Origin of the sequence: Cobetia sp. MMG027 (assembly GCF_027947415.1) — a bacterium.
GTDB classification, from domain to species: domain Bacteria; phylum Pseudomonadota; class Gammaproteobacteria; order Pseudomonadales; family Halomonadaceae; genus Cobetia; species Cobetia marina.
The window spans coordinates 220,744-243,470 of record NZ_JAQJIO010000006.1; the positions used below are offsets into that span (position 1 = coordinate 220,744).

Annotated in this window: 22 protein-coding genes; 18 read left to right on the forward strand and 4 right to left on the reverse strand. The window is 61.7% G+C overall.

Annotated features, from left to right (window positions below):
* Positions 1 to 81 precede the first annotated feature (81 nt).
* The 4 genes from hemL to PJK54_RS10205 all read right to left on the reverse strand — a co-directional run bounded on the left by hemL (position 82) and on the right by PJK54_RS10205 (position 4,861).
* Complete coding sequence (gene hemL / locus PJK54_RS10190) at positions 82 to 1,374, reverse strand: glutamate-1-semialdehyde 2,1-aminomutase (RefSeq protein WP_077379776.1); 1,293 nt, start codon at positions 1,372 to 1,374, stop codon at positions 82 to 84.
* Positions 1,375 to 1,625: 251 nt separating this feature from the next.
* Positions 1,626 to 2,465, reverse strand: coding sequence for a bifunctional hydroxymethylpyrimidine kinase/phosphomethylpyrimidine kinase (thiD, locus tag PJK54_RS10195; RefSeq protein WP_271302757.1), 840 nt, complete (start codon positions 2,463 to 2,465; stop codon positions 1,626 to 1,628).
* 14 nt (positions 2,466 to 2,479) lie between these two features.
* On the reverse strand, positions 2,480 to 2,911 hold the full coding sequence (gene hemJ, locus PJK54_RS10200) for a protoporphyrinogen oxidase HemJ (protein ID WP_084209561.1): 432 nt from the start codon (positions 2,909 to 2,911) through the stop codon (positions 2,480 to 2,482).
* A 189-nt stretch (positions 2,912 to 3,100) separates the two neighbouring features.
* Positions 3,101 to 4,861, reverse strand: a complete 1,761-nt coding sequence (locus PJK54_RS10205; RefSeq protein WP_077379782.1) for a chloride channel protein — start codon at positions 4,859 to 4,861, stop codon at positions 3,101 to 3,103.
* 245 nt (positions 4,862 to 5,106) lie between these two features.
* Between PJK54_RS10205 and argC the strand changes: the two genes are divergently transcribed.
* The 18 genes from argC (at position 5,107) to PJK54_RS10295 (ending at position 22,635) form a co-directional block, all read left to right on the forward strand.
* Positions 5,107 to 6,150 carry an N-acetyl-gamma-glutamyl-phosphate reductase gene (argC, locus tag PJK54_RS10210; RefSeq protein WP_077379784.1) on the forward strand — a complete coding sequence of 348 codons (1,044 nt, stop codon included), beginning with the start codon at positions 5,107 to 5,109 and terminating at the stop codon, positions 6,148 to 6,150.
* Between the two features lie 146 nt (positions 6,151 to 6,296).
* Entirely contained in the window at positions 6,297 to 6,650 is a 354-nt protein-coding gene (gene erpA, locus PJK54_RS10215) for an iron-sulfur cluster insertion protein ErpA (protein ID WP_077379786.1), read from the forward strand.
* Positions 6,651 to 6,856: 206 nt separating this feature from the next.
* Complete coding sequence (locus tag PJK54_RS10220; protein WP_077379789.1) at positions 6,857 to 7,618, forward strand: transporter substrate-binding domain-containing protein; 762 nt, start codon at positions 6,857 to 6,859, stop codon at positions 7,616 to 7,618.
* 157 nt (positions 7,619 to 7,775) lie between these two features.
* Complete coding sequence (locus PJK54_RS10225; protein ID WP_077379791.1) at positions 7,776 to 8,447, forward strand: amino acid ABC transporter permease; 672 nt, start codon at positions 7,776 to 7,778, stop codon at positions 8,445 to 8,447.
* Between the two features lie 94 nt (positions 8,448 to 8,541).
* Entirely contained in the window at positions 8,542 to 9,288 is a 747-nt protein-coding gene (locus PJK54_RS10230; RefSeq protein WP_077379793.1) for an amino acid ABC transporter ATP-binding protein, read from the forward strand.
* Positions 9,289 to 10,678: 1,390 nt separating this feature from the next.
* Positions 10,679 to 12,601, forward strand: a complete 1,923-nt coding sequence (gene mnmG, locus PJK54_RS10235) for a tRNA uridine-5-carboxymethylaminomethyl(34) synthesis enzyme MnmG (RefSeq protein WP_077379795.1) — start codon at positions 10,679 to 10,681, stop codon at positions 12,599 to 12,601.
* Positions 12,598 to 13,248: a 16S rRNA (guanine(527)-N(7))-methyltransferase RsmG gene (gene rsmG, locus PJK54_RS10240; protein WP_077379797.1), complete on the forward strand. Its 651-nt coding sequence runs from the start codon at positions 12,598 to 12,600 to the stop codon at positions 13,246 to 13,248. The genes mnmG and rsmG overlap by 4 nt, the downstream gene beginning before the upstream one ends.
* Before the next feature lie 148 nt (positions 13,249 to 13,396).
* Positions 13,397 to 14,164 carry a ParA family protein gene (locus PJK54_RS10245; RefSeq protein WP_077379799.1) on the forward strand — a complete coding sequence of 256 codons (768 nt, stop codon included), beginning with the start codon at positions 13,397 to 13,399 and terminating at the stop codon, positions 14,162 to 14,164.
* 18 nt (positions 14,165 to 14,182) lie between these two features.
* Entirely contained in the window at positions 14,183 to 15,148 is a 966-nt protein-coding gene (locus PJK54_RS10250; RefSeq protein WP_084209564.1) for a ParB/RepB/Spo0J family partition protein, read from the forward strand.
* A 392-nt stretch (positions 15,149 to 15,540) separates the two neighbouring features.
* Complete coding sequence (locus PJK54_RS10255; protein WP_077380014.1) at positions 15,541 to 15,945, forward strand: ATP synthase subunit I; 405 nt, start codon at positions 15,541 to 15,543, stop codon at positions 15,943 to 15,945.
* A gap of 9 nt (positions 15,946 to 15,954) precedes the next feature.
* Complete coding sequence (atpB, locus tag PJK54_RS10260) at positions 15,955 to 16,818, forward strand: F0F1 ATP synthase subunit A (protein ID WP_077379803.1); 864 nt, start codon at positions 15,955 to 15,957, stop codon at positions 16,816 to 16,818.
* A 100-nt stretch (positions 16,819 to 16,918) separates the two neighbouring features.
* Entirely contained in the window at positions 16,919 to 17,167 is a 249-nt protein-coding gene (gene atpE / locus PJK54_RS10265; protein ID WP_011508579.1) for a F0F1 ATP synthase subunit C, read from the forward strand.
* 64 nt (positions 17,168 to 17,231) lie between these two features.
* Complete coding sequence (locus tag PJK54_RS10270) at positions 17,232 to 17,702, forward strand: F0F1 ATP synthase subunit B (RefSeq protein ID WP_065392628.1); 471 nt, start codon at positions 17,232 to 17,234, stop codon at positions 17,700 to 17,702.
* Between the two features lie 13 nt (positions 17,703 to 17,715).
* A complete protein-coding gene (locus PJK54_RS10275) occupies positions 17,716 to 18,258 on the forward strand; it encodes a F0F1 ATP synthase subunit delta (protein WP_077379805.1) in 543 nt (180 codons plus the stop codon).
* A 16-nt stretch (positions 18,259 to 18,274) separates the two neighbouring features.
* On the forward strand, positions 18,275 to 19,819 hold the full coding sequence (gene atpA, locus PJK54_RS10280; protein WP_065392630.1) for a F0F1 ATP synthase subunit alpha: 1,545 nt from the start codon (positions 18,275 to 18,277) through the stop codon (positions 19,817 to 19,819).
* A 67-nt stretch (positions 19,820 to 19,886) separates the two neighbouring features.
* The gene (gene atpG, locus PJK54_RS10285) at positions 19,887 to 20,753 is read left to right on the forward strand and encodes a F0F1 ATP synthase subunit gamma (protein ID WP_065392631.1); all 867 of its coding nucleotides are present in this window, start codon (positions 19,887 to 19,889) and stop codon (positions 20,751 to 20,753) included.
* Positions 20,754 to 20,809: 56 nt separating this feature from the next.
* Positions 20,810 to 22,183: a F0F1 ATP synthase subunit beta gene (gene atpD, locus PJK54_RS10290; RefSeq protein ID WP_077379807.1), complete on the forward strand. Its 1,374-nt coding sequence runs from the start codon at positions 20,810 to 20,812 to the stop codon at positions 22,181 to 22,183.
* A 29-nt stretch (positions 22,184 to 22,212) separates the two neighbouring features.
* A complete protein-coding gene (locus tag PJK54_RS10295; RefSeq protein ID WP_054556360.1) occupies positions 22,213 to 22,635 on the forward strand; it encodes a F0F1 ATP synthase subunit epsilon in 423 nt (140 codons plus the stop codon).
* The last annotated feature ends 92 nt before the right edge of the window (positions 22,636 to 22,727 follow it).

Here is a 22,727-nt window from a genome sequence, read left to right on the forward strand (position 1 = left end):
GTTGGCGGCAAGTGTACCGGATGGCGGCCCGCCCGGCAGCCTGCCGAGCGGGTCGATACCGGCTTCTACCGTCTGACCGACTCAGGCCGAGGCTGCCATCTGCGCAAAGACGCGCTCGGCAGCCTCCAGAGTGGCCTGGATATCCTCGTCGCTGTGGGCGGCGGACATGAAACCTGCCTCATAGGCTGACGGCGCCAGATAGACTCCCTCTGCCAGCATGCCGTTGAAGAAGGTCGCGAAGTCCTCCTGGCGGCAACGCGTGGCAGACTGGAAATCGGTGACCGCAGACTGATCCGTGAAGAACAGTCCGAACATGCCACCTGCCCGCTGGGTGATCGCGGCGATGCCGGCGGCCTTGGCACGACTCTCAAGGCCGTCACACAGCATCTCGACCTTGCGGGTCAGCTCGGCATGGAAGCCCGGTGCCTGGAGCTTGCGCAGCAGCGCGACCCCGGCAGCCATCGCCAGCGGATTGCCGGCCAGGGTGCCCGCCTGGTAGACGGGGCCCAGCGGCGAGAGATGATGCATGATCTCGCGCTTGCCACCGAAGGCGCCCACCGGCATGCCGCCGCCGACGATCTTGCCCAGGCAGGTCAGGTCCGGCGTGATGTTGTAATGCGCCTGAGCGCCACCCAGCGCGACACGGAAGCCCGTCATCACCTCATCGAGGATCAGCACGCTGCCATGGGCATCACACACTTCACGCAGGCTCTCCAGGAAGCCCGGCACCGGCGGAATGCAATTCATGTTGCCGGCCACCGGCTCGACGATGATGCAGGCGATCTGATCACCCAGCTCGGCGAAGCAACGGCGCACACCTTCGGCGTCGTTGTAGTCCAGCGTGATGGTGTGCTCGGCGAGCGAGGCCGGCACGCCCGGGGAGCTGGGCTCGCCATGGGTCAATGCACCTGAGCCGGCCTTGACCAGCAGCGAGTCCGAGTGGCCATGGTAGTTGCCTTCGAACTTGACGATCTTGTCGCGACCGGTGAAACCACGCGCCAGGCGGATCGCCGACATGGTGGCTTCGGTGCCGGAGTTGGTCATGCGCACCATGTCGAGACTTGGCAGCATCTCGCAGATCAGCTCGGCCATCTCGGATTCGATCTCGGTGGGCGCACCGAAGGACAGACCGCTCTCGAGTCGCTCACGCACGGCGTTGAGCACGTCTTCATCGGCATGGCCGGTGATCATCGGTCCCCAGGAACCGACGTAATCGATATAGCGCTTGTCTTCGACATCGAAGAGATAGGCGGCCTTGGCATGATCGATGAACACCGGCGGACGATGCAGTCCCTTGAAGGCGCGAACCGGCGAATTGACGCCACCGGGAATGTGACGGCTGGCGCGTTCGAACTGGGCAGCGGACGTGGTCATGACATACCTCTTGAGGGACACGGTGCGGCACGACGGCCGCGAAAAATGGGAAAGAGTCATTGATGACTCAAGACGGTGTGGATAAACGAGACATCGCGTTATCCACAACTGCCGAGGATGGGAGCACCCAGCCGCGAGACATCAGCCGTTGTGGATAACCTGATGCGCTTGATGGCGACAGCTTAACGCGACTCACGGGCAGGATGCAGCCGCGGCAGTGCCTGGAAGCCGGCATGAAAGGAGCAGGACCGCTAGCGCCAAGGCAGCTGCTGGGCTCCGGGCGCAAGGCCTTTGAGCTCGCGCTCCCGGCCAGCGACCAGACTCTGCCAGGTCGCCTGCTGCGCCGCACGCCATGCCGGTTCCAGCGACATGCCACGAGCCAGGCGCACGGCCAGATGCGAGGCGAGAGTGCAGCCACTGCCATGGAAGCTGCCCGGCAGCCGCGGACAGTCCAGAGACAGCCTGCGATGCTTGCGACGATAGAGACGATGGGTGACGGATGGCTCAGAGAGCGAGGCGTCATCGTGATCCAGGGGGTCAGTCCCGGTGACCAGCACGGCGCCTGCACCTTCCATCAGCAAGCGCTCGGCGAGCTCATTCTCGCCGGCACCCGCAGGACAGGCTGCCAGACGCGCAAGCTCGCCACGATTGGGCGTGATGACATCCACCCGCGCCAGCAGCGTTTCGCGCGCCTGCTGGATCAGCGCTTCACTGGAGAGCTCATGGCCTCCGCCGGCCTTGAGCACCGGGTCCCATACCACCGGAAGCCCGGGCCAGTGCTGGCGAAGTTCATCGATCAGCGTAACCGTCGCCATCAGCGCTTCGTGATTGGCGAGAAGTCCGATCTTGAGCGCCCGAGGCCGAAAATCATCGAGCAGGGCATGTGCCATCGCCAGAATCGACTCGCCCGACTGTGGGATCACGGCGCTGACATTGCCGGAATTCTGTACCGTCAGCGCCGTCGGCACCGTCAGCGCCCAGCCACCACCGGCCCGAATCGCCTCACTGTCGGCGATCAGACCCGCGCCGCCGCTGGGGTCATGGCCCGCCAGCACCAGAACACAGGGCAGTCTTGCTGGGCACTCAGTCATGGTAGCGCTGGCTCTCAGAACGGTTTGACGATGACGCAGATGACGATCACCACCAGCATCAGTACCGGCACTTCATTGAAGAAGCGGAAGTAGCGTGAGGTTCGCTTGCAGGTATCGGCAGCGAACTGCTTCAGGTACAGCCCACAGGCATGGTGATAGCCGACCAGCAGCACGACCATGGCCAGCTTGAGGTGCATCCAGCCCATGCTCATGAAGCTCGGCACCAGTGCCAGCAGCCAGATGCCCAGCACCAGGGTCGCGATCATCGACGGCATCATGATGCCGCGGTAAAGCTTGCGCTCCATGGTCTTGAAGTACTCGATGGCCTTGATGTCGCCGGCATCACGCGCCTGGGCGTGATAGACGTAAAGACGCGGAAGATAGAACAGGGCGGCAAACCAGCACACCACGGCAATCAGATGGAACGCCTTGATCCACAGATACATGGGGAAACTCCGTCAGTCAGGGGCGGAAGATACAAGGAAAGGGGCAGTGTCACTCAACTCGACAGGCCGACAAGGTGCCATGTTCGCAGCGCCGGGCACATGCGGTATCCGGTCACATCCCGAAGCCCTGCCGGATGTCGAGCGCCGATACCGACGACCTGAACCACGCTCGGGTCGAGATCGCCCCTTTCACGGCTTGTATCGATAGTAGCTCTCTATTGCATCACGCGTGATGATACCTGAAATCTTGCGAATCATCGGGGCCGTGGTGTGCTCCACATAGAGCGCATCGACATTGCTCGGCAGCAGCCGCTCATAGGCTTCCGACAGCGTTGCCTGCAGATGGATCGGGGCGAGATCCAGACGCTGGGCTGGAATCTCGAGCAGGTCGAGCGCTTCCTGCTCTCGCCAGTGCTCATCCATCAGCACACGCACCAGATCCGCCGCCGGCAGCGCCACCATCGGCTTTTCCGGCGTCGAACGCGTGACCACCAGCCAGACAGGCTTGCTCTCGAGCAGGGCGCGGGCACGCTCACGAGTGATGCGCCGCGGCACGCTGACCACGGAGCGCTCCATCACCGCCGGCACCGCGACTCGGGAAAGCGCCTGCATCAAGGGTTGCTGAAGCGGGTGCAAGCCCTGCGCCGTCAGCGTCGAGATGAAGAATCCCTGGCAATGGCACAGCTGGCGGCAGGTCAGCCCCGCCACTACCACGGCCAGCATGCCGGGCAGGATGATATTGGGAGAATGCGTCAGTTCGAGCAGTGCCATCAGCGCCGCCAGCGGAGCCTGAAGCACTGCCCCCATCATCGCCGCCATGCCGAGCAGGGCGTAGAGCGCGATGTCCGATGCCTGGTCCGGCAAGATCCAGCCGCCCAGCATGCCCATCAGGGCACCCGCGGCAGCACCGGCCACCACGACGGGGCCGATGATGCCGATGGGCACTCCACAGGCGACGCATATCGCCGACAGCATCAGCTTGCCGATGACCAGCGCCAGCAGCACATCCAGCGCCAGCTGACCGTCGAGCAGCTGGGCGAGGCTGTCATAGCCGATTCCCTGCACCTGCGGGTACCACCAGGCCACGGCGGCCGTCGAGAGCCCCACCAGTGCCATCCGTCCTGACCATGTCAGACGCGCGGCACGCTCCTGCTGCCGGGCCAGGTGAACGAAACCTCCCGCCAGCAGCCCGATCACCAGTGCCGTGATCACGACCCAGGGGAGATCCAGCAGCGAGTGCAATAGCAGAGAAGGCACCGCGAACGCCGGTTCGGCGCCATAGACGAGCTGCGAGACGACCGCACCCGCGGTCGAAGCCAGAATCACCGGCATGAAGCCTGTCAGGGTGTACTCCATCATCACCACTTCCATGGCGAAGATGACACCGGCGATCGGCGTATTGAAGGAGGCGGAAATTCCCGCTGCCGTGCCACAGGCAACCAGCACTCGCAGACTGTTGTTGGGCAGCTTGAGACGCTCTCCGACCCAGCTGGAAGCGCCAGCCCCGAGGTGGATGGCCGGTCCTTCACGTCCGGCGGACAGGCCACCCAGCACGCTCACGACGCCGACCACGATCTGATTGAGCCAGGCACGCAGCGGCATCTTGCCCTGATGGTAGGTCAGGCGTTCGATGACATGACCGATGCCAAGCTTGCGCTGAGCAGGATGCTGACGACCGAGCACGATGCCGATCACCAGCACGGCCAGCAAGGGCAATGACGCGCGCACCCAGGGCGCCAGGCCCTCGAAGTTTTCCGGGCTGTCATCCGGCATGAAGCCGAGTGCCCCCGCGCTCAGCAACAGTCGGAAACCGACCATCAACGAGCCGGTCAGCAGGCCAGCGATCAGTCCCAGCAGACACAGCTGGGGAAGGGCATCGACCGCCGCCAGCTTGCGCCGGAAATTGTCGAGACTGGGACGAGGCAGATGCGGACGCGACAGGCGTGACACTCACGACTCCTTGAAAGGCACTGACGATGACGATGAACATCCATGTCGGCAGCACATTACTGCCCGCCTGACACCTGTGTATCATATCGATTGCGCACCGTCGCGACCGTGCACAATCCGACAACCTCGGCACAGCATGGCGCAACGCCTGTCTCGCGCACAGGCCGCAAAAGGTCGCATCAGCAAGCCGGACACACGAGTCACATTCGTATCAACAGGACACCGCTCGAAAGCGGGGAGGCAGCATGATCAAGGTAGGTATCGTCGGCGGCACCGGTTACACCGGAGTGGAGCTCCTCAGGTTGCTGGCCAGCCACCCGCAGGTGGAAGTGACCGTGATCACCTCACGCAGCGAGAAGGGCGTGCGTGTCGACGAGATGTACCCCAATCTGCGCGGCCACTACGACACCCTCGCGTTCAGCGAGCCGGATGCCGAGGTGCTGGCAGCCTGTGACGCCGTGTTCTTCGCCACGCCGCATGGCGTCGCTCATGCGCTGGCCGGCGACCTTCTGGCCCGTGGCACCCGCGTGATCGACCTCTCCGCAGACTTCCGCATCAAGGACGCCGACGTCTGGGCCGAATGGTATGGCCAGCCGCATGGTGCACCGGAACTGCTCGGCGAAGCCGTCTACGGCCTGCCGGAAGTCAATCGCGACGCCATCCGTGAAGCCCGTCTGATCGCGGTGCCGGGCTGCTACCCGACCTCCGTGCAACTGGGGCTCATTCCGCTGCTGGAAGCCGGCCTGATCGAGACCGACAACATCATCGCCGACTGCAAGTCCGCCGTTTCCGGTGCCGGTCGCGGTGCCAAGGTCGGCTCACTGCTGTGTGAAGCCGGCGAGTCCATGAAGGCCTACGGCGCCTCCGGTCACCGTCACCTGCCGGAAATCACCCAGGGGCTGGACATGGCAGCGGGCAGCGCGGTCGGCCTCACCTTCGTCCCGCACCTGACGCCGATGATCCGTGGCATCCACTCCACTCTCTATCCGCGCCTGAGCGGCTTCAGCGGTACGCTGGAAGATCTGCAGGCGCTGTTCGAGCAGCGTTACGCCGATCACCCCGCCGTCGATGTCATGCCGCTGGGCAGCCATCCGGAGACCCGCAGCGTGCGTGGCACCAACCTGTGCCGCATCGCCCTGCATCGTCCGGGCAATGGCGACACCCTGGTCGTGCTGTCGGTGATCGACAATCTGGTCAAGGGCGCATCAGGTCAGGCCATCCAGAACCTCAACCTGATGTTCGGCCTGGATGAGATGACCGGCATCGGGGCGCCGGCGATGATGCCCTGAGCCGCCAGCGTCGCCAGCAAGGCAGCACGTCAGACAAAGTTGACCCTTTTGCTCGGATATAGGGATAATAGGCAGCATTCCGTTCTCTATACCGTGCCGGGCGCTGTCTTCAGCGCCCGGCCTCCGACTCCTTCGAGGAGGCCCGCATGAGCGAAGCACAAAGCTTCATCCCCACGCCGCTGTATCTATCCGAGAGCGCCAAGGCCCGGATCGCTGCGCTGCGCGCGGAAGAAGCCAACCCGGAGCTGCGTCTCAGGGTCTACGTCACTGGCGGTGGTTGTTCCGGCTTCCAGTACGGTTTCGATATCGCCACCGACATGGCTGAGGACGACACCGTGGTCGAGCTGGGCGAAGCCGCGGTCGTGATCGACCCGCTGTCCTACCAGTATCTGGTCGGCTCGACGATCGACTACGAGGAAGGTCTGGCCGGGGCGCGTTTCCTGATCCAGAACCCGAATGCCACCAGCACCTGTGGCTGTGGTTCGTCCTTCATGGTCTGACGGCGCAGCATGACATCCGGCGCGATGCCGACACCTGATCGCCCCCTATCGGTTTCCGATAGGGGGCGATTTTTTTTCGCCATCTCAGCAGGTTGCGAATGCCAACCCGCCGCATGGCGGCGCTCGCAGACTTGACGGGATCTTGTGCTCTCGTCACTCTGAAAACGCACTACATCCTAAAATCTAAATATAAAGAGGCATGTAAAATGCGTAGATCCCACCTGCTGGCCTCGCTGTCCGGTCTCGCGGCCGCCACCCTGATGGCCAGTGCCGCCCATGCCGTCACCCTCAAGGCCGCGACTGACCCGAGCTTCGTGCCTTTCGAGATGCTCGATCAGGAAAGCGGCAAGATGGTCGGCTTCGATATCGACATCCTCAACGCCATCGGTGAGCGCGCCGGTTTCGATATCGACCTCAAGACCATGGACTTCAATGGCATCATCCCGGCCGTACAGACCGGCAGCGTCGATGTCGCCATCGCCGGCATCACCATCACCGAGGCCCGCGAGAAGATCGTCGACTTCACCGACCCCTATTACGACTCCGGCCTGCGGATCCTGACCGCGGCCAACAATGGCGACATCGAGGGCATCGAGGGGCTGGAAGGCAAGAAGATCGGCACCAAGATCGGCTCCACCAGCTATGACTATCTCACCGCCAATCTGGAAGACTCCACCATCACGCCCTATCCCGGCAGCGCCGACATGTACATGGCACTGATGTCCGGCAGCGTCGATGCCGTCTTCTATGACGCTCCCAATGTCGGCTACTTCGCCAAGACCAAGGGCAACGGTCGCGTGAAGACAGTGGGCCCGCTCTATGAAGGTCAGCAGTACGGCATCGCCTTCACCGAGGGCAGTGAGTGGACCGACGCCGCCAACAAGGCACTGGCCGAGATGAAGTCCGATGGTAGCTACGCCGAGATCTATCAGAAGTGGTTCGGCGCCCTGCCGAGCGACAGCGAATAACGCCATCCTCGCCAGAGTTCTCTGACGCCTTCTTCACCACGAACCATGATTTCTGCCATCCGGACGCCACGGCATGCCAATGGCCGTGGCGTCTGTCCTGACGAGCTCCCCCTCACCATGTCCTGAGGCGCGAGATGATGGTGCCAAGGAGCCCCACGTGGACGTTCAATTCCAGTTTGACTGGCAGGCGGCGATTTCCTCCGTGCCGTACCTGCTCGAGGGGATCCCCTGGACCCTCGCCATTTCCTTCGGTGGCCTGGCCATCGGCTTCGTGCTCGGCATCCTGTTCGGCCTGCTGAGCCTCTCCCCCAGCCGGATACTGCGCTGGGTCGCCACCGCCTACATCGAGATCTTCCGCGGCACGCCCGTGCTGGTGCAGGTCCTGTTCATCTTCTATGGTCTGCCGCAGATCATCGGGGGTCCCATCGATGCCCTGACCGCCGGTATCGCTGCCATCGCGCTCAATTCCGCGGCCTATATCTCCGAGATCGTGCGTGGTGGCGTGCAGTCCATCGCGCGCGGGCAACGCGAGGCCGGACTGTCACTGGGCCTTTCCACCCCCCAGACCTTCCGCTACATCATCTGGCCGCAGGCACTGCGTCGCATGATCCCGGCGCTCGGCAATCAGGGGATCGTGTCCATCAAGGACACCTCGCTGTTCTCGGTGATCGGTGTCGGTGAGCTGGTCCGCCAGGGCCAGATCTACATTGCCACCACCTTCAACGCGCTGGAAACCTACTTCATGGTCGCCATGCTCTACCTCGTCATCACGCTGAGCCTGTCCTTCGGGCTACGGATGCTGGAGCGTCGCGGACTGGTGGGCCAATGATCTCTACCGTGCTTTCCCACCAGGCGACAACCGCGCTGACACCCTCTTCCTCTTTCCCGATCAGCCAGCCCTTCGCGCCGGCCAGGAGCGCCTGATGACCGCCATCGTGAACATGCAAAAGATCAACAAGCACTTCGGCAGCCTGCATGTGCTCAAGGACATCGATCTCGAGGTCGCCCAGGGGGAAGTGGTGGTGATCATCGGCGCCAGTGGTTCCGGCAAGTCGACGCTGATCCGCTGCGTGAATGGCCTCGAGGAGTTCCAGGGCGGCAGCATCGAAGTGGACGGACAGTCCTTGATCCCCCACGGCAAGAGCCACCGAGCGCTGAAGACGATTCGCACCGAAGTCGGCATGGTCTTCCAGCAATTCAATCTCTTTCCGCACATGAAGGTACGTGACAACGTCAGCCTGGCCCCCATCAAGGTGCGCGGCAGTGACCGGGCGACCGCCGAGCGACAGGCCGACACGCTGCTCGAGCGGGTCAATATTCTCGAGCAGGCCGACAAGTACCCCGGCCAGCTGTCAGGCGGCCAGCAGCAACGCGTCGCCATCGCCCGCTCACTGGCGATGGAACCCCGCTTGATGCTGTTCGATGAGCCCACCTCCGCACTGGACCCCGAGATGATCGGGGAGGTGCTGGACGTGATGCGTGAGCTGGCACGCGACGGCATGACAATGATGATCGTCACGCATGAGATGAGCTTCGCGCGTGAAGTCGCGGATCGCGTCGTCTTCGTCCACCAGGGCAGCATCGTCGAGGAAGGCACTCCGAGCGAGGTCTTCGACACCCCTCGTCATCCGCGCACCCAGAGCTTCCTGGCACGCGTCCTCAAGCACTGACTCCCCCCGCTACCACCTCTTGAGAGAGGCCAAGCCCCGACCGTCAGGTCGGGGCTTTTTTTTGCCCGAATGCCACGCAGTGAAGAGGCAATTCCTGGCCAATCCAGAGCATCATCTGGCGATAGACGTGTCTGTTGTGGCCCGAATGACGGGAGTTCTGGCATTCGAAATGAAGTTTTTCGATCTCGACTGACGATTTCGCGCTTTTTTCATGCAATGAAATCAGATGATTCGCCCCACCTTGGCTGCCTCTCACGTCACGCCCCCAGCCTCGCTGAGGCTCTCGATTCACTTCATCAGTCGCCGAAGGACCCGTCTTTCACACCGCATGTCCTGACGCGAAAGGCGCTCGAAACATCGCCTGCAAGGGGCCGTGGCTGGTGATAACACACGCCTGATGTCAGCCCATGAGTCGTCTGGCCGGCCAGGCACCGGTAAGCAAGCCTCAATCACGCCAACAACTATCCACAGCAGTATCATCGTATCTCTCAGGGCACCACTGCTGGGCAGCGTAGCCATCCACTCACGGCTTATCCCCGTACTATCTACAGAGTTGGCGTGTCGAGGTGAAGACGATTTGCCTCTGTGGACATTTTGCGGCATCATCCGCGGCCTTCTGTACGTTAGCCCTTGCAGCACTAGGGGTTGTGGGTAAACTGGCCACTTGTGCACAGCAGGGAAGAAAAGTCCGGTACCAGCACGGTATGAAAACGAGGATAACTGGGCTTGTGGACAAGGCGGTGTTTCATCCACAGGAAGCCACCGGTGGCGTCCTCAGGTAGCACGCATTTTCTCCCCAACTATATCAACATCGTAAGATACTGATTTTTAAGAGATAAAGTCGATTTCCCACTGATTTTGTCCACAACAGTAGTTACAACATCAACAGAACCCCTTTTTCTTTTCTTTATATAATCTTGTTATCCGGAAACCCGAAGGACGTTCGGACACCCCGAAAGACCGAGTTCGAGGAAGCTCACTTCCCGAGGTGTTCGGGATAACGAACGGCAGGGCGATCCGACCCAGTCCTCGGGAAAATCCCCTACGCCACACACACTCGACACGGGCTCGACTCACTGTCGTGATTGATGCCCTGAGAGAAACATCCGCGAGTCCACTGCATGGCACGTCCTGCCATGGCACTGTGGAAAACTCCTGACGCTTACCCACAGGCGGTTTATACTGTGCGGCCCGAACGTCATCCGATTGGCTTGCAGGCTCCCCATCGGGTCGAGCTCATGCCGTCTGCGGCGCCTTGTCTTCGCCATGACGTTCGTCAGTCCCGGATCCATCCAGACATCGAGTCATCGTCGTGTCTGGCCGATTTGCCTGATTCGCCACCATGCGAACAGCGCTTCATCCAAGTTTCGTGATACCCCGAGGTGCCAACGTGGATTACCCGAACCGCTTTGACGTGATCGTCATCGGCGGCGGTCATGCCGGTACGGAAGCCGCACTGGCGGCTGCCCGCATGGGCCGTCAGACCCTGCTGCTGACCCATAACATCGAGACCCTGGGGCAGATGTCCTGCAATCCCGCCATCGGTGGGATCGGCAAGAGCCATCTGGTCAAGGAGATCGATGCGCTGGGCGGTGCCATGGGCCTGGCAACCGACATGGCGGGTATCCAGTTCCGCACACTGAATGCCCGCAAGGGCCCGGCGGTACGTGCCACTCGAGCACAGGCCGACCGGGCGCTGTACAAGGCGGCGATTCGCAACGTGCTGGAGAACCAGCCGAACCTGACGCTGTTCCAGCAGGGTGCGGAAGACCTGATCGTCGAAGGCGAGACCGTACGGGGTGTCGTCACCCAGACCGGCATCCGTTTCCACGCCACCACGGTGGTGCTGGCGACCGGGACCTTCCTCGGTGGCGTGATTCATATCGGCCTGGATCACCATGCCGGTGGACGTGCCGGGGATCCGCCCGCCAACGGCCTGGCGTCACGTCTGCGCGAGCTGCCATTCCGGGTTGATCGGCTCAAGACCGGTACCCCGCCGCGCATCGATGCCAAGAGCGTCGATTTCAGCAAGATGGAAGCTCAGCCGGGTGACGCACCGCGCCCGGTGATGTCCTACATGGGCAGTCGGGAAATGCATCCGGAGCAGGTCAACTGCTTCATCACGCATACCAACGAGCGCACTCACGAGATCATCTTCGCCAATCTCGATCGCTCGCCGATGTACTCCGGCGTCATCGATGGCATCGGGCCGCGTTACTGCCCGTCCATCGAGGACAAGGTGCATCGCTTCGCCGACAAGAACAGCCACCAGGTCTTCATCGAGCCGGAAGGCCTGAATACCCATGAGCTGTACCCCAATGGCATCTCCACCTCGCTGCCCTTCGATACGCAGCTCGAGGTGGTACGCTCGATTCGTGGCATGGAAAACGCGCACATCACGCGTCCCGGCTACGCCATCGAGTACGACTTCTTCAATCCCCAGGACCTGCATCACTCCCTGGAGACGCGTTTCATCAAGAATCTGTACTTCGCCGGTCAGATCAACGGCACCACCGGCTATGAAGAAGCCGGTGCCCAGGGCCTGCTGGCAGGCGTCAACGCCGCCTTGCGCGCCACTGACGACGAGGCCTGGCATCCGCTGCGCGACGAGGCCTACACCGGCGTGATGGTCGATGACCTGATCACCCTCGGCACTCGCGAGCCGTATCGCATGTTCACCTCACGTGCCGAATATCGTCTGCTGCTGCGCGAGGACAATGCGGATCTGCGTCTGACTGCCAAGGGCCGCGAACTCGGCTTGATCGATGACGCGCGCTGGGCGGCGTTCGAGCAGAAGCGCGAAGCGATCGAGCGCGAGACCGCTCGTCTGCAAAGCACCTGGCTGACGCCGAAGAGCCCGGAGCTGGCCCCGCTGAGCGACAAGCTCAGTTCACCGCTCAAGCGTGAAGCCAGCCTGATGGAGCTGCTCAAGCGCCCGGAGCTCGAGTATCCGGATGTGGCAGGCCTGAAAGGGGAAGGAGTCGACGACTGGCGCATCGCCGAGCAGGTGCAGATCACCGCCAAGTACGCGGGCTACATCCAGCGTCAGCAGGAAGAGATCGACCGCCTGCGTCGTCATGAGCACACCGAATTGCCGGCCAGTCTCGATTACGACTCCGTCGATGGCCTGTCCAACGAGATCAAGCAGAAGCTCAATGAAGCGCGCCCGGCGACGCTTGCCCAGGCAGGCCGCATTTCCGGTGTCACGCCAGCAGCGGTTTCCATCCTGTTGATTCACTTGAAGAAACGGCAGTTGATCAAGGCGGAGACTCCAGCAGATACCGATACGGCTGACACGGGAGTCGCGCAATGAGTCAGACGCTCAACGAGACGCAGCGTGCGCGTTGCGCCCAGTTGCTCAGTCGCGGTGCCAGCGCCATGGGAGTGGCGCTGAGTGATGAGCAGCATGCGCAGCTGATGACGCTGCTGGTGCTGTTGCACAAGTGGAATCGCGCCTATAACCTCACCGCGGTACGTGAGCCGGAGGCGATGGTGACGCGCCATCTGCTGGATAGCCTCAGCGTGCTGCCCCACATCAGCGGGCCACGCCTGCTGGACGTCGGTGCCGGCCCGGGCCTGCCGAGTCTCGTGATCGCGATCATGCGTCCCGACATCGCTGTCGTACCGCTGGATTCGAATGGCAAGAAGGTGCGTTTCCAGATTCAGGCCGGCCACGAGCTGGGCCTGAACAACCTGAGCCCGACTCAGGTGCGTATCGAAGCCTATGATGGTGCGCCCTTCGAGCAGATCATCTCGCGGGCCTTCGCCGATACTGACGCCTTCGTCAATCTGTCAGGCGCCGTACTGGCAGAAGGCGGCGAATGGCTGGCGATGAAAGGTCGCATCCCCAATGACGAGATCGCGCGGTTGCCGGCGGGTGTCTCGCTGGTCGAGACGCTCAGACTGTGTGTCCCGGGAGAAGAAGGTGAACGTCACCTTCTGCGCTTGAAACGCGACTGACCGCTCGTCTCGCGGCGCGTGCAGGGATTGTGCCGGGCGCAAAAGGCAGGCAGCCTGAGGCTCTGGGAGGGCAGATCCATGATCTGCCCTCGTGAGCATGCGGCTGGTGCCAAAGGCCCCGCTTCTCAAGGAACCAAGGAAGTCGCTCGTGACCAAGATCATCGCGCTGACCAACCAGAAAGGTGGTGTCGGCAAGACCACGACAGCCGTCAATCTCGCCGCTTCGCTGGCGGCGCTCGATCGCCGCGTATTGCTGATCGACCTCGACCCCCAGGGCCACGCCACCATGGGCAGTGGCATCGACAAGCATGACCTGGAAGGCAGTGTGCTGGACGTGCTGCTGGGTGAACTGCGGGCCAGCGACGTGATTCTCGACTGCCCGGATGCCGGCTATGCCCTGTTGCCGGGCAATGGCGATCTCACGGCCGCCGAAGTCGACCTGCTGGATGTCGAAGGGCGCGAGCGGCGTCTTGCCGAGGCACTCGCCCCGATCGCCTCGGAATACGACGTGGTGCTGATCGACTGCCCGCCCTCGCTCAACATGCTGACCGTCAATGCCCTGACCGCCGCCCATGGTGTCCTGATTCCCCTTCAGTGCGAGTTCTATGCTCTGGAAGGCCTGTCAGCGCTGCTGGATACCGTCGAGCAGATACAGGGCAACGTGAATCCGGCCCTCGACGTGTTCGGGATCGTGCGCACCATGTACGACGCCCGCAACAGTCTGACCCGCGATGTCAGCAAGCAACTTTCCGATTACTTTGGCGATACCCTGATCAAGGCCACCATTCCACGCAACGTGCGGGTGGCCGAAGCGCCGAGCCATGGTCTGCCGGTCACCAAGTACGCGCGTCTGTCGCGTGGCAGCCAGGCCTATCGCGTGCTCGCCAAGGAATTGATTCGTCGTCTCTCGCTGTAACTTCACCGAGGAAGGTCCATGACGCGTAAGCGTGCCCTGGGAAGGGGCCTGGATGCCCTGATCGGCGCTGGCAATCGCCGCCGCCATGCCGAATCTGATGCCGAAGGCGCCCTGCCGGCGGCCACGACTGACGCCTTGTCGCCCGACGGCGGGAATGCCGCTGGTGGTGCGACGGATACCGGGGCCGAGGCAGCCGTGCTGTCCGGCGAGCGCCTCGAGCGCCTGCCACTGGGGCAGTTGCAACGTGGCAAGTACCAGCCGCGGCGTGACATCCAGCCGGAAGCGCTGGAAGAACTGGCGGATTCCATTCGCGCCCAGGGGGTCATGCAGCCCATCGTGGTGCGGCCCATCGCGGAAGGACGTTACGAGATCATCGCGGGTGAACGGCGGTGGCGGGCGTCCCAGCTGGCGGAACTGGACACCATTCCGGCCGTCATCCGGGAAGGCATCAGTGACGAGATCGCGCTGGCTCTGGCGCTGATCGAGAACATCCAGCGCGAGAATCTCAATCCGGTCGAAGAGGCCATGGCGCTCAAGCGCCTGCTCGACGAGTTCGAACTGACTCAGCAGCAGGTCGGGGATGCCGTCGGTCGCTCACGTGCGCAAGTGGCTAACCTGTTGCGTCTGCTGACGCTGGACCAGGAAGTGCAGACACTGCTGGAACGCGGTGAGCTGGACATGGGCCATGCCCGTACCCTGATCGGGCTCAGTCCTGCACGTCAGCGCAAGCTGGCTCATGAGGTGGTCGAGCGTGAGCTGACCGTGCGCCAGACGGAAGCGCTGGTGAAAAGCGTGCAGAAAGGGGAGCAGACCAAGCCTTCCGCACCCAGGCCAGATGCGGACATCCAGCGCCTGGAGACCCGGCTGTCAGAGCAGTTGGGGGCGGCGGTCAATATCCGTCATGGCAAGAGCGGCAAGGGCAAGGTCACCATCTCCTATACCAGCCTGGATGAGCTGGATGGCATTCTCGGTCATATCCACTAGGCATGGCGTGCCTTCGGTGCAGGTGATCGGCTGACATCGAGCCTTTCCGTGCTTCTCTGGTCGTTTTCGTGGCCCTGTGACGCATTGTCGCAGGGCCATGAAGTGCGTTTCTCTGACCGGAGCGGCAAGATCGTCTTGACGGCGGGTTGTGATAGGCGCAACCCTACGTCGCCTGCATCGCAAGCGACTGTCAACGTAAGCCAACTGTCATCTGTTTCACGCAAGATGGTGAGGCTTTGGTCGTAAGCTTGCGAAAGATCAAGGAATTTAGCCGGCAGTTTGGTTGATGGCGATGCGGCGCTCCCCTATAATCCGGCGAGTTTGCTCCCCGGCTGCAGGATGCGCAGTGACAGGGATTGGCGAGAGTCATCACTGCGATGGACAGGTTCACGATGCACAAGACGACACCCGCTGCCTTGCGACGCCCTCAGGTCGCGCGACTTCTCTGGGGCCAGGCGCTGGTGATTCTGTGTGCCGTACTCCTGTCCTGGGTGAGCAAGGGAAGCGGCGCGGCATTGTCTGCCCTGTGTGGTGGCCTGGTCTGCCTGCTGCCCAACCTGTTCTTTGCCTGGCGTTCATTGCGCGTGACGGGTGCACGTTACGCCCAGGCGATGGTCAAGGCCTTCTATCAGGCTGAGGCCGGTAAGTTCGGTTTGACGGCCGTATTGTTTGCATTCTTCTTCATTGCAGTGCCGCCCTCAAACCCCGCTTTATTTTTTTGCGCTTACGTGGCGGCAATGGCGGTTCACTGGCTGGGCCCCTGGCTGGTGAAGCGAACACCGTACACACGAACCTGAGGCAGAGTAATGGCAGGCACCAACCCGAGTCCCTCCGAATATATTCAGCACCACCTGCAGAATCTGACGTTCGGTAACCACCCCGAACACGGGTGGTCCATGGCGCACAGTGCCCAGGAAGCCTCCGACATGGGCTTCTGGGCCATCCATCTGGACACCATGGGCTGGTCCATCGGGCTGGGTCTGATCTTCCTGTGCCTGTTCCGCAAGGTCGCCAAGTCCGCGACCACCGGCGTGCCGAGTGGTCTGCAGAACTTCGTCGAGCTGATGGTCGAGTTCGTCGATCAGTCCGTCAAGGAGACCTTCCACGGTCGTTCCCGCTTGATCGCGCCGCTGTCGCTGACGATCTTCTGCTGGATCTTCCTGATGAACCTGATGGACCTGGTCCCCGTCGACTGGCTGCCGGGCGTTGCTGCCAAGGTTGGCGAGATGTTCGGCGCCGATCCGGCTCACGTGTTCTTCAAGGTGGTACCGTCCACCGACATCAACGCCACACTGGGCATGTCACTGTCCGTGTTCGCGCTGATCATCTTCTACTCCATTCGCGTCAAGGGCCTCAAGGGCTTCGTGGCCGAACTGACGCTGCACCCGTTCAATACCCCGAACAAGCTGGCACAGATCGCGCTGATCCCGGTCAACTTCCTGCTTGAATTCGTGACGCTGATCGCCAAGCCGATCTCTCTGGCGCTGCGTCTGTTCGGTAACATGTATGCAGGCGAGTTGATCTTCATTCTGATCTCGCTGGTCGGTATCTGGCAGCTGCCGCTCCACTTCCCGTGGGCAGTCTTCCATATCCTGGTCATCACCTTGCAGGCATTCATCTTCATGATGCTGACCATCGTCTATCTGAGCATGGCCAGCGAAGATCACTGATGTACCCGCCCCGTGCCATTCGTGGCGCGGGGCAAGATTTCCGAGCTCTGCTCACACCCTCAACCCTTGACTTAAACTTGACTAAAACTGGAGTTCCACAATGGAAGCACAAGTTCTTGGCATGACCGCTATCGCCGTCTCCCTGCTGATCGGTCTGGGCGCCCTGGGCACCGCCATCGGTTTCGGTATCCTCGGTGGCAAGTTCCTGGAAGGCGCCGCGCGTCAGCCGGAAATGATCCCGCAGCTGCAGGTCAAGATGTTCATCGTCGCTGGTCTGCTGGATGCCGTGACCATGATCGGTGTCGGTATCGCGCTGTTCTTCACCTTCGCCAACCCGTTTGTCGGTTAAACATCGGCTGGCCACAGGCCAACCGTGTTTATGACCCAACAATCGTGAAGCGAGAGGTGCTGGCGTGAATCTGAACTTAACCCTGATTGGTCAGGCCATCGCCTTTGCGGTCTTCGTTTTCTTCTGCATGAAGTATGTCTGGCCGCCGGTCACACAGGCTCTGGCAGAACGTCAGAAGAAGATTGCAGATGGTCTGGATGCTGCCAGCCGTGCTACCCGTGACCTCGAACTGGCGCAGGAAAAAGCCAGCGAGACACTGCGGGAAAGCAAGGAAGAAGCAGCAAGCATCATTGAGCAGGCGCACAAGCGTTCCAACCAGATGATCGAGGAAGCTCGTGAAGCTGCCCGTGCCGAAGGCGAGCGTATGGTCGCTCAGGCGCGCGCAGAGATCACCCAGGAGATCAACCAGGCCAAGGACGAGCTCCGTGGTCAGGTCGCATCTCTGGCAGTGATCGGTGCAGAGCGCATCCTGGAATCCTCCATCGACGAAGCCAAGCACCGCGAGCTGATTGACAAACTCGCTGCTGAGCTCTGAGGAGACTGATTCCATGGCTGAAACGTCTACCTCCACCGCGGCTCGCCCGTACGCCAAGGCGGCGTTCGAGTTTGCACGCGGCCAGCAGGCGCTAGAGGCCTGGTCCGGAATGTTGTCGACAGCGGCGAACGTCGCTGTCGACGCGACCGTCAAGGCGGTGCTCGACAACCCGAAGCTCTCTACCGAGCACAAGGTCGACACCTTCATTGACGTGTGCGGCGACGCGTTGGACGACAACGCACGCAACTTCATCCGGACTCTCGGTGAGCAGGACCGCCTCGCGGCCCTGCCCTCCGTGGCCGAATTGTTCGAGGCCCAGAAGGCCGAGCAGGAACAGCGTGTCGAGGTGACCCTGGTGTCCGCCTTTGCACTGGAAAGCGAGCAGGAAGAGAAGCTCGCCACCGCCCTGCGCAAGCGTCTGAACCGCGACATCTCCATTACCACTCAGGTGGATAGTACGCTGCTCGGCGGCGTCATCATCCGTGCCGGAGATACCGTCATTGACGGCTCCGTGCGCGGCAAGCTGGCCCGGCTTTCCGAAGCACTGAACTCCTGAGTCCGAGGGACATGGCATGCAGCAACTGAATCCTTCCGAGATCAGCGACATCATCAAGCAGCGTATCGAAAAGCTTGACGTCGCATCCGAAGCCCGTAATCAGGGCACCATCGTCAGCGTCTCCGACGGCATCGTGCAGATCCACGGCCTCGCAGACGTCATGTTCGGTGAGATGATTGAATTCCCGGGTGGCGTCTTTGGTATGGCGCTCAACCTTGAGCGTGATAGCGTCGGCGCTGTCGTCCTGGGCGACTACCTGCAACTCGAAGAAGGCATGACCGCGCAGTGCACCGGTCGCATTCTCGAAGTGCCGGTGGGTCCGGAAATGGTCGGCCGTGTGGTCGATGCTCTGGGTAACCCGATTGACGGCAAAGGCCCGATCGACGCCAAGCTGACTGACGCGGTCGAGAAGGTCGCTCCGGGCGTCATCGCCCGTGAGCCGGTCGACCAGCCGGTGCAGACTGGTCTGAAGTCCATCGATGCCATGGTGCCGATCGGCCGTGGTCAGCGTGAGCTGATCATCGGTGACCGCCAGATCGGTAAGTCCGCCATCGCGATTGATGCCATCATCAATCAGAAGGGCAAGGGCATTACCTGCGTCTACGTCGCCGTCGGCCAGAAGCAGTCCACCATCGCCAACGTCGTGCGCAAGCTCGAAGAGCACGGCGCGATGGAACACACCATCATCGTCGCGGCTGGTGCCTCCGACCCGGCTGCCATGCTGTTCTTGGCACCGTACGCCGGTTGCACCATGGGCGAGTACTTCCGCGACCGCGGCGAAGACGCGATGATCGTCTATGACGATCTGACCAAGCAGGCATGGGCGTATCGTCAGATCTCCCTGCTGCTCAAGCGTCCGCCGGGCCGTGAAGCCTACCCGGGTGATGTCTTCTATCTCCACTCCCGTCTGCTTGAGCGTTCTGCACGCGTCAACGCCGATTATGTCGAGCAGTTCACCAAGGGTGAAGTGAAAGGCAAGACCGGCTCCCTGACCGCGCTGCCGATCATCGAGACCCAGGGTGGCGACGTCTCCGCGTTCGTTCCGACCAACGTGATCTCCATCACCGACGGTCAGATCTTCCTCGAGACCAGCCTGTTCAACTCCGGTATCCGTCCTTCCATCAACGCGGGTCTGTCTGTTTCCCGTGTCGGTGGTGCTGCCCAGACCAAGATCATCAAGAAGTTGGGTGGTGGTGTGCGTCTGGCACTGGCTCAGTACCGTGAACTGGCAGCCTTCTCGCAGTTCGCCTCCGATCTGGACGAAGCGACCCGCAAGCAGCTCGAGCACGGTCAGCGTGTCACCGAGCTCATGAAGCAGAAGCAGTACTCTCCGATGTCCGTGGCCGACATGGCGATCTCGCTGTTCGCGGCCAACGAAGGCTACCTGGACGACGTCGAAGTCGCCAAGGTGCTGGGCTTCGAGAAAGCGCTGCTTGACTACATGCGCTCCGAGCACGCGGATCTTCTGGACAAGATCAATCAGTCCGGCGGCTACGATGACGAGATCAAGAATGGTCTCAAGGCTGGCGTCGAGAAGTTCAAGGCGACCCAGAGCTGGTAAGTGACATGGCCCGGCCAGTCCGGGCCTTGTCGTTTCCCTTCGGGTGGCATGAATAAGGCAGATCGCTATGGCAGCTGCAAAAGAGATTCGCTCCCAGATCGGGAGCATCAAAAATACGCAAAAGATCACCAGCGCCATGGAAATGGTGGCTGCGTCGAAGATGCGTAAAGCGCAGGATCGCATGGCGGCCAGCCAGCCTTATGCCCATCAGATCCGCAAGGTTGTAGGACACATCGCCCGGGCCAACCCGGAATATCGCCATCCGTATCTGATGGAACGCGATGTGAAGCGTGTCGGTTATATCGTGGTCTCCAGTGATCGCGGCCTGTGTGGTGGCCTGAACGCCAATCTGTTCAAGGCTGTCACCAAGCATGCGAAGAGCTGGCGCGACCAGGGTGTCGAGGTGGACTTCTGTGCCCTCGGCTCCAAGGCCGGTACCTTCTTCCGCAACTACGGTGGCAACCTGCTTGCCGCCAAGTCCGGTCTCGGGGATTCCCCGGGTACCCAGGATCTGATCGGTAGCGTCAAGGCCATGCTGGACGCATTCGACGAGGGCAGCCTCGACCGTCTGTACGTGGTGTTCAACGAGTTCGTCAACACCATGACGCAGAAGCCGGTCGTGCGTCAGCTGCTTCCTCTCGAAGCTGATCAGAACGACGAAGAAACCGGTCCCACTACATGGGACTACCTGTATGAGCCGGATGCCGTCTCGTTGCTCGACAAGCTGCTCAAGCGCTATGTCGAGGCCCAGGTCTATCAGGCCGTGGTCGAGAACATCGCCTGCGAACAGGCAGCGCGAATGATCGCAATGAAGAGTGCGACCGATAACGCCGGCGACCTGATCGACGACCTCCAGCTGGTCTACAACAAGGCCCGCCAGGCAGCGATCACTCAGGAAATCTCCGAGATCGTATCCGGTGCCGCCGCCGTCTGATGACAGCGTGGCAACAGGCAAGCAGGTTTCAATCGCAGGTTTAAGAGGAACCAGGAATGAGCGGACGTATCGTACAAATCATCGGCGCGGTGATTGACGTCGAGTTTCCGCGGGACGCAGTGCCCAAGGTCTACGACGCCCTGAACGTCGCCGATAGCGAGACCGTACTCGAAGTCCAGCAGCAGCTGGGCGACGGCGTGGTCCGTACTATCGCAATGGGTTCGACCGAAGGCCTCAAGCGCAGTCTCGCAGTTGAGAGCACTGGTGCTCCGATCTCCGTGCCGGTCGGCACGGCGACTCTGGGTCGCATCATGAACGTGCTGGGTCAGCCGATCGATGAAGCGGGTGACGTGGGTGCGGATGAGCACATGCCGATCCACCGTGCAGCCCCGAGCTTCGCGGAACAGGCAGCATCAAACGAGCTGCTGGAAACCGGCATCAAGGTCATCGACCTGGTCTGCCCGTTCGCCAAGGGCGGCAAGGTCGGTCTGTTCGGCGGCGCCGGTGTCGGCAAGACCGTCAACATGATGGAGCTGATCCGTAACATCGCCACCGAGCACAGCGGTTACTCCGTGTTCGCGGGCGTGGGTGAGCGTACTCGTGAAGGTAACGATTTCTTCCACGAAATGAAGGAATCCAACGTTCTCGACAAGGTTGCCCTGGTCTACGGTCAGATGAACGAGCCGCCCGGCAACCGTCTGCGCGTGGCACTGACCGGCCTGACCATCGCCGAGAAGTTCCGTGACGAAGGTCGTGACGTTCTGCTGTTCGTCGACAACATCTATCGTTACACCCTGGCAGGGACCGAAGTGTCCGCACTGCTGGGTCGTATGCCGTCCGCGGTGGGTTATCAGCCGACACTGGCGGAAGAGATGGGCGTCCTGCAGGAGCGCATCACTTCTACCAAGACCGGCTCGATCACTTCCGTGCAGGCCGTCTACGTCCCCGCGGATGACTTGACCGACCCGTCTCCGGCGACCACCTTCTCGCACCTTGACGCGACTGTCGTACTGTCTCGTCAGATTGCCGAGCTGGGTATCTATCCGGCCGTTGACCCGCTCGACTCCACCTCTCGTCAGCTCGACCCGCTGGTCGTCGGCGAGGAGCACTACAACACTGCCCGTAACGTTCAGGGTGTGTTGCAGCGCTACAAGGAGCTGAAGGACATCATCGCCATCCTCGGGATGGACGAGCTGTCTGACGAAGACAAGCAGACCGTGGCACGTGCGCGCAAGATCCAGCGCTTCCTGTCACAGCCGTTCTTCGTGGCGGAAATCTTCACCGGCGCGCCGGGCAAGTACGTGTCCCTCAAGGACACCATCCGCGGCTTCCAGGGTATCCTGGACGGCGAATATGACGCACTGCCGGAGCAGGCGTTCTACATGGTCGGCACCATCGACGAAGCTGTCGAGAAAGCCAAGGGCATGTAATTTCCCTGTTCAGGCATGAGGAAACAGGTATGGCTATGAGCGTCCATTGCGACATCGTCAGCGCTGAGAAAGGCATCTTTTCCGGCCTGGTCGAGCGTCTCGTGGCTGCCGGCAGCGAAGGTGACCTCGGCATCATGCCGGGTCACGCACCGCTGCTGACCGAGCTGCAACCCGGCCCGATTCGCGTTCAGCGTCAGGGTGGGGCTGAGGAAATCTACTACGTCAGTGGTGGATTCCTCGAAGTGCAGCCGAACCTCGTTTCAGTCCTCGCCGACACCGCAGTACGTGCCGACGATCTGGATGAGGCGGCAGCCCAGGAAGCCAAGGAAGTGGCCTTGAAGGCCATGAACGATCAGGCTTCCGAACTGGAATACTCACGCGCCACGGCCGAACTGGCCGAGGCGATGGCCAAGCTGCGCACCGTGCAGCAGATGCGTCGTCACACGCGCTGAGATGCACTGGGCCATGACGGCCAGTGACAGGAAAGAGGCGACCTTCGGGTCGCCTTTTTTTATGCCCGAGAGGACTGATGCCTCTAGCCATC

Excerpts from the sequence above, each read along its gene's own strand:
- hemL (WP_077379776.1), bottom strand. The coding sequence starts at position 1,374 with ATGACCACGTCCGCTGCCCAGTTCGAACGCGCCAGCCGTCACATTCCC.
- atpA (WP_065392630.1), top strand. The coding sequence starts at position 18,275 with ATGCAGCAACTGAATCCTTCCGAGATCAGCGACATCATCAAGCAGCGT.
- erpA (WP_077379786.1), top strand. The coding sequence starts at position 6,297 with ATGAGCGAAGCACAAAGCTTCATCCCCACGCCGCTGTATCTATCCGAG.
- PJK54_RS10250 (WP_084209564.1), top strand. The coding sequence starts at position 14,183 with ATGACGCGTAAGCGTGCCCTGGGAAGGGGCCTGGATGCCCTGATCGGC.
- rsmG (WP_077379797.1), top strand. The coding sequence starts at position 12,598 with ATGAGTCAGACGCTCAACGAGACGCAGCGTGCGCGTTGCGCCCAGTTG.
- atpE (WP_011508579.1), top strand. The coding sequence starts at position 16,919 with ATGGAAGCACAAGTTCTTGGCATGACCGCTATCGCCGTCTCCCTGCTG.
- PJK54_RS10295 (WP_054556360.1), top strand. The coding sequence starts at position 22,213 with ATGGCTATGAGCGTCCATTGCGACATCGTCAGCGCTGAGAAAGGCATC.
- atpB (WP_077379803.1), top strand. The coding sequence starts at position 15,955 with ATGGCAGGCACCAACCCGAGTCCCTCCGAATATATTCAGCACCACCTG.
- PJK54_RS10230 (WP_077379793.1), top strand. The coding sequence starts at position 8,542 with ATGACCGCCATCGTGAACATGCAAAAGATCAACAAGCACTTCGGCAGC.
- atpG (WP_065392631.1), top strand. The coding sequence starts at position 19,887 with ATGGCAGCTGCAAAAGAGATTCGCTCCCAGATCGGGAGCATCAAAAAT.
- argC (WP_077379784.1), top strand. The coding sequence starts at position 5,107 with ATGATCAAGGTAGGTATCGTCGGCGGCACCGGTTACACCGGAGTGGAG.
- PJK54_RS10275 (WP_077379805.1), top strand. The coding sequence starts at position 17,716 with ATGGCTGAAACGTCTACCTCCACCGCGGCTCGCCCGTACGCCAAGGCG.
- PJK54_RS10255 (WP_077380014.1), top strand. The coding sequence starts at position 15,541 with ATGCACAAGACGACACCCGCTGCCTTGCGACGCCCTCAGGTCGCGCGA.
- PJK54_RS10220 (WP_077379789.1), top strand. The coding sequence starts at position 6,857 with ATGCGTAGATCCCACCTGCTGGCCTCGCTGTCCGGTCTCGCGGCCGCC.
- atpD (WP_077379807.1), top strand. The coding sequence starts at position 20,810 with ATGAGCGGACGTATCGTACAAATCATCGGCGCGGTGATTGACGTCGAG.
- thiD (WP_271302757.1), bottom strand. The coding sequence starts at position 2,465 with ATGACTGAGTGCCCAGCAAGACTGCCCTGTGTTCTGGTGCTGGCGGGC.
- hemJ (WP_084209561.1), bottom strand. The coding sequence starts at position 2,911 with ATGTATCTGTGGATCAAGGCGTTCCATCTGATTGCCGTGGTGTGCTGG.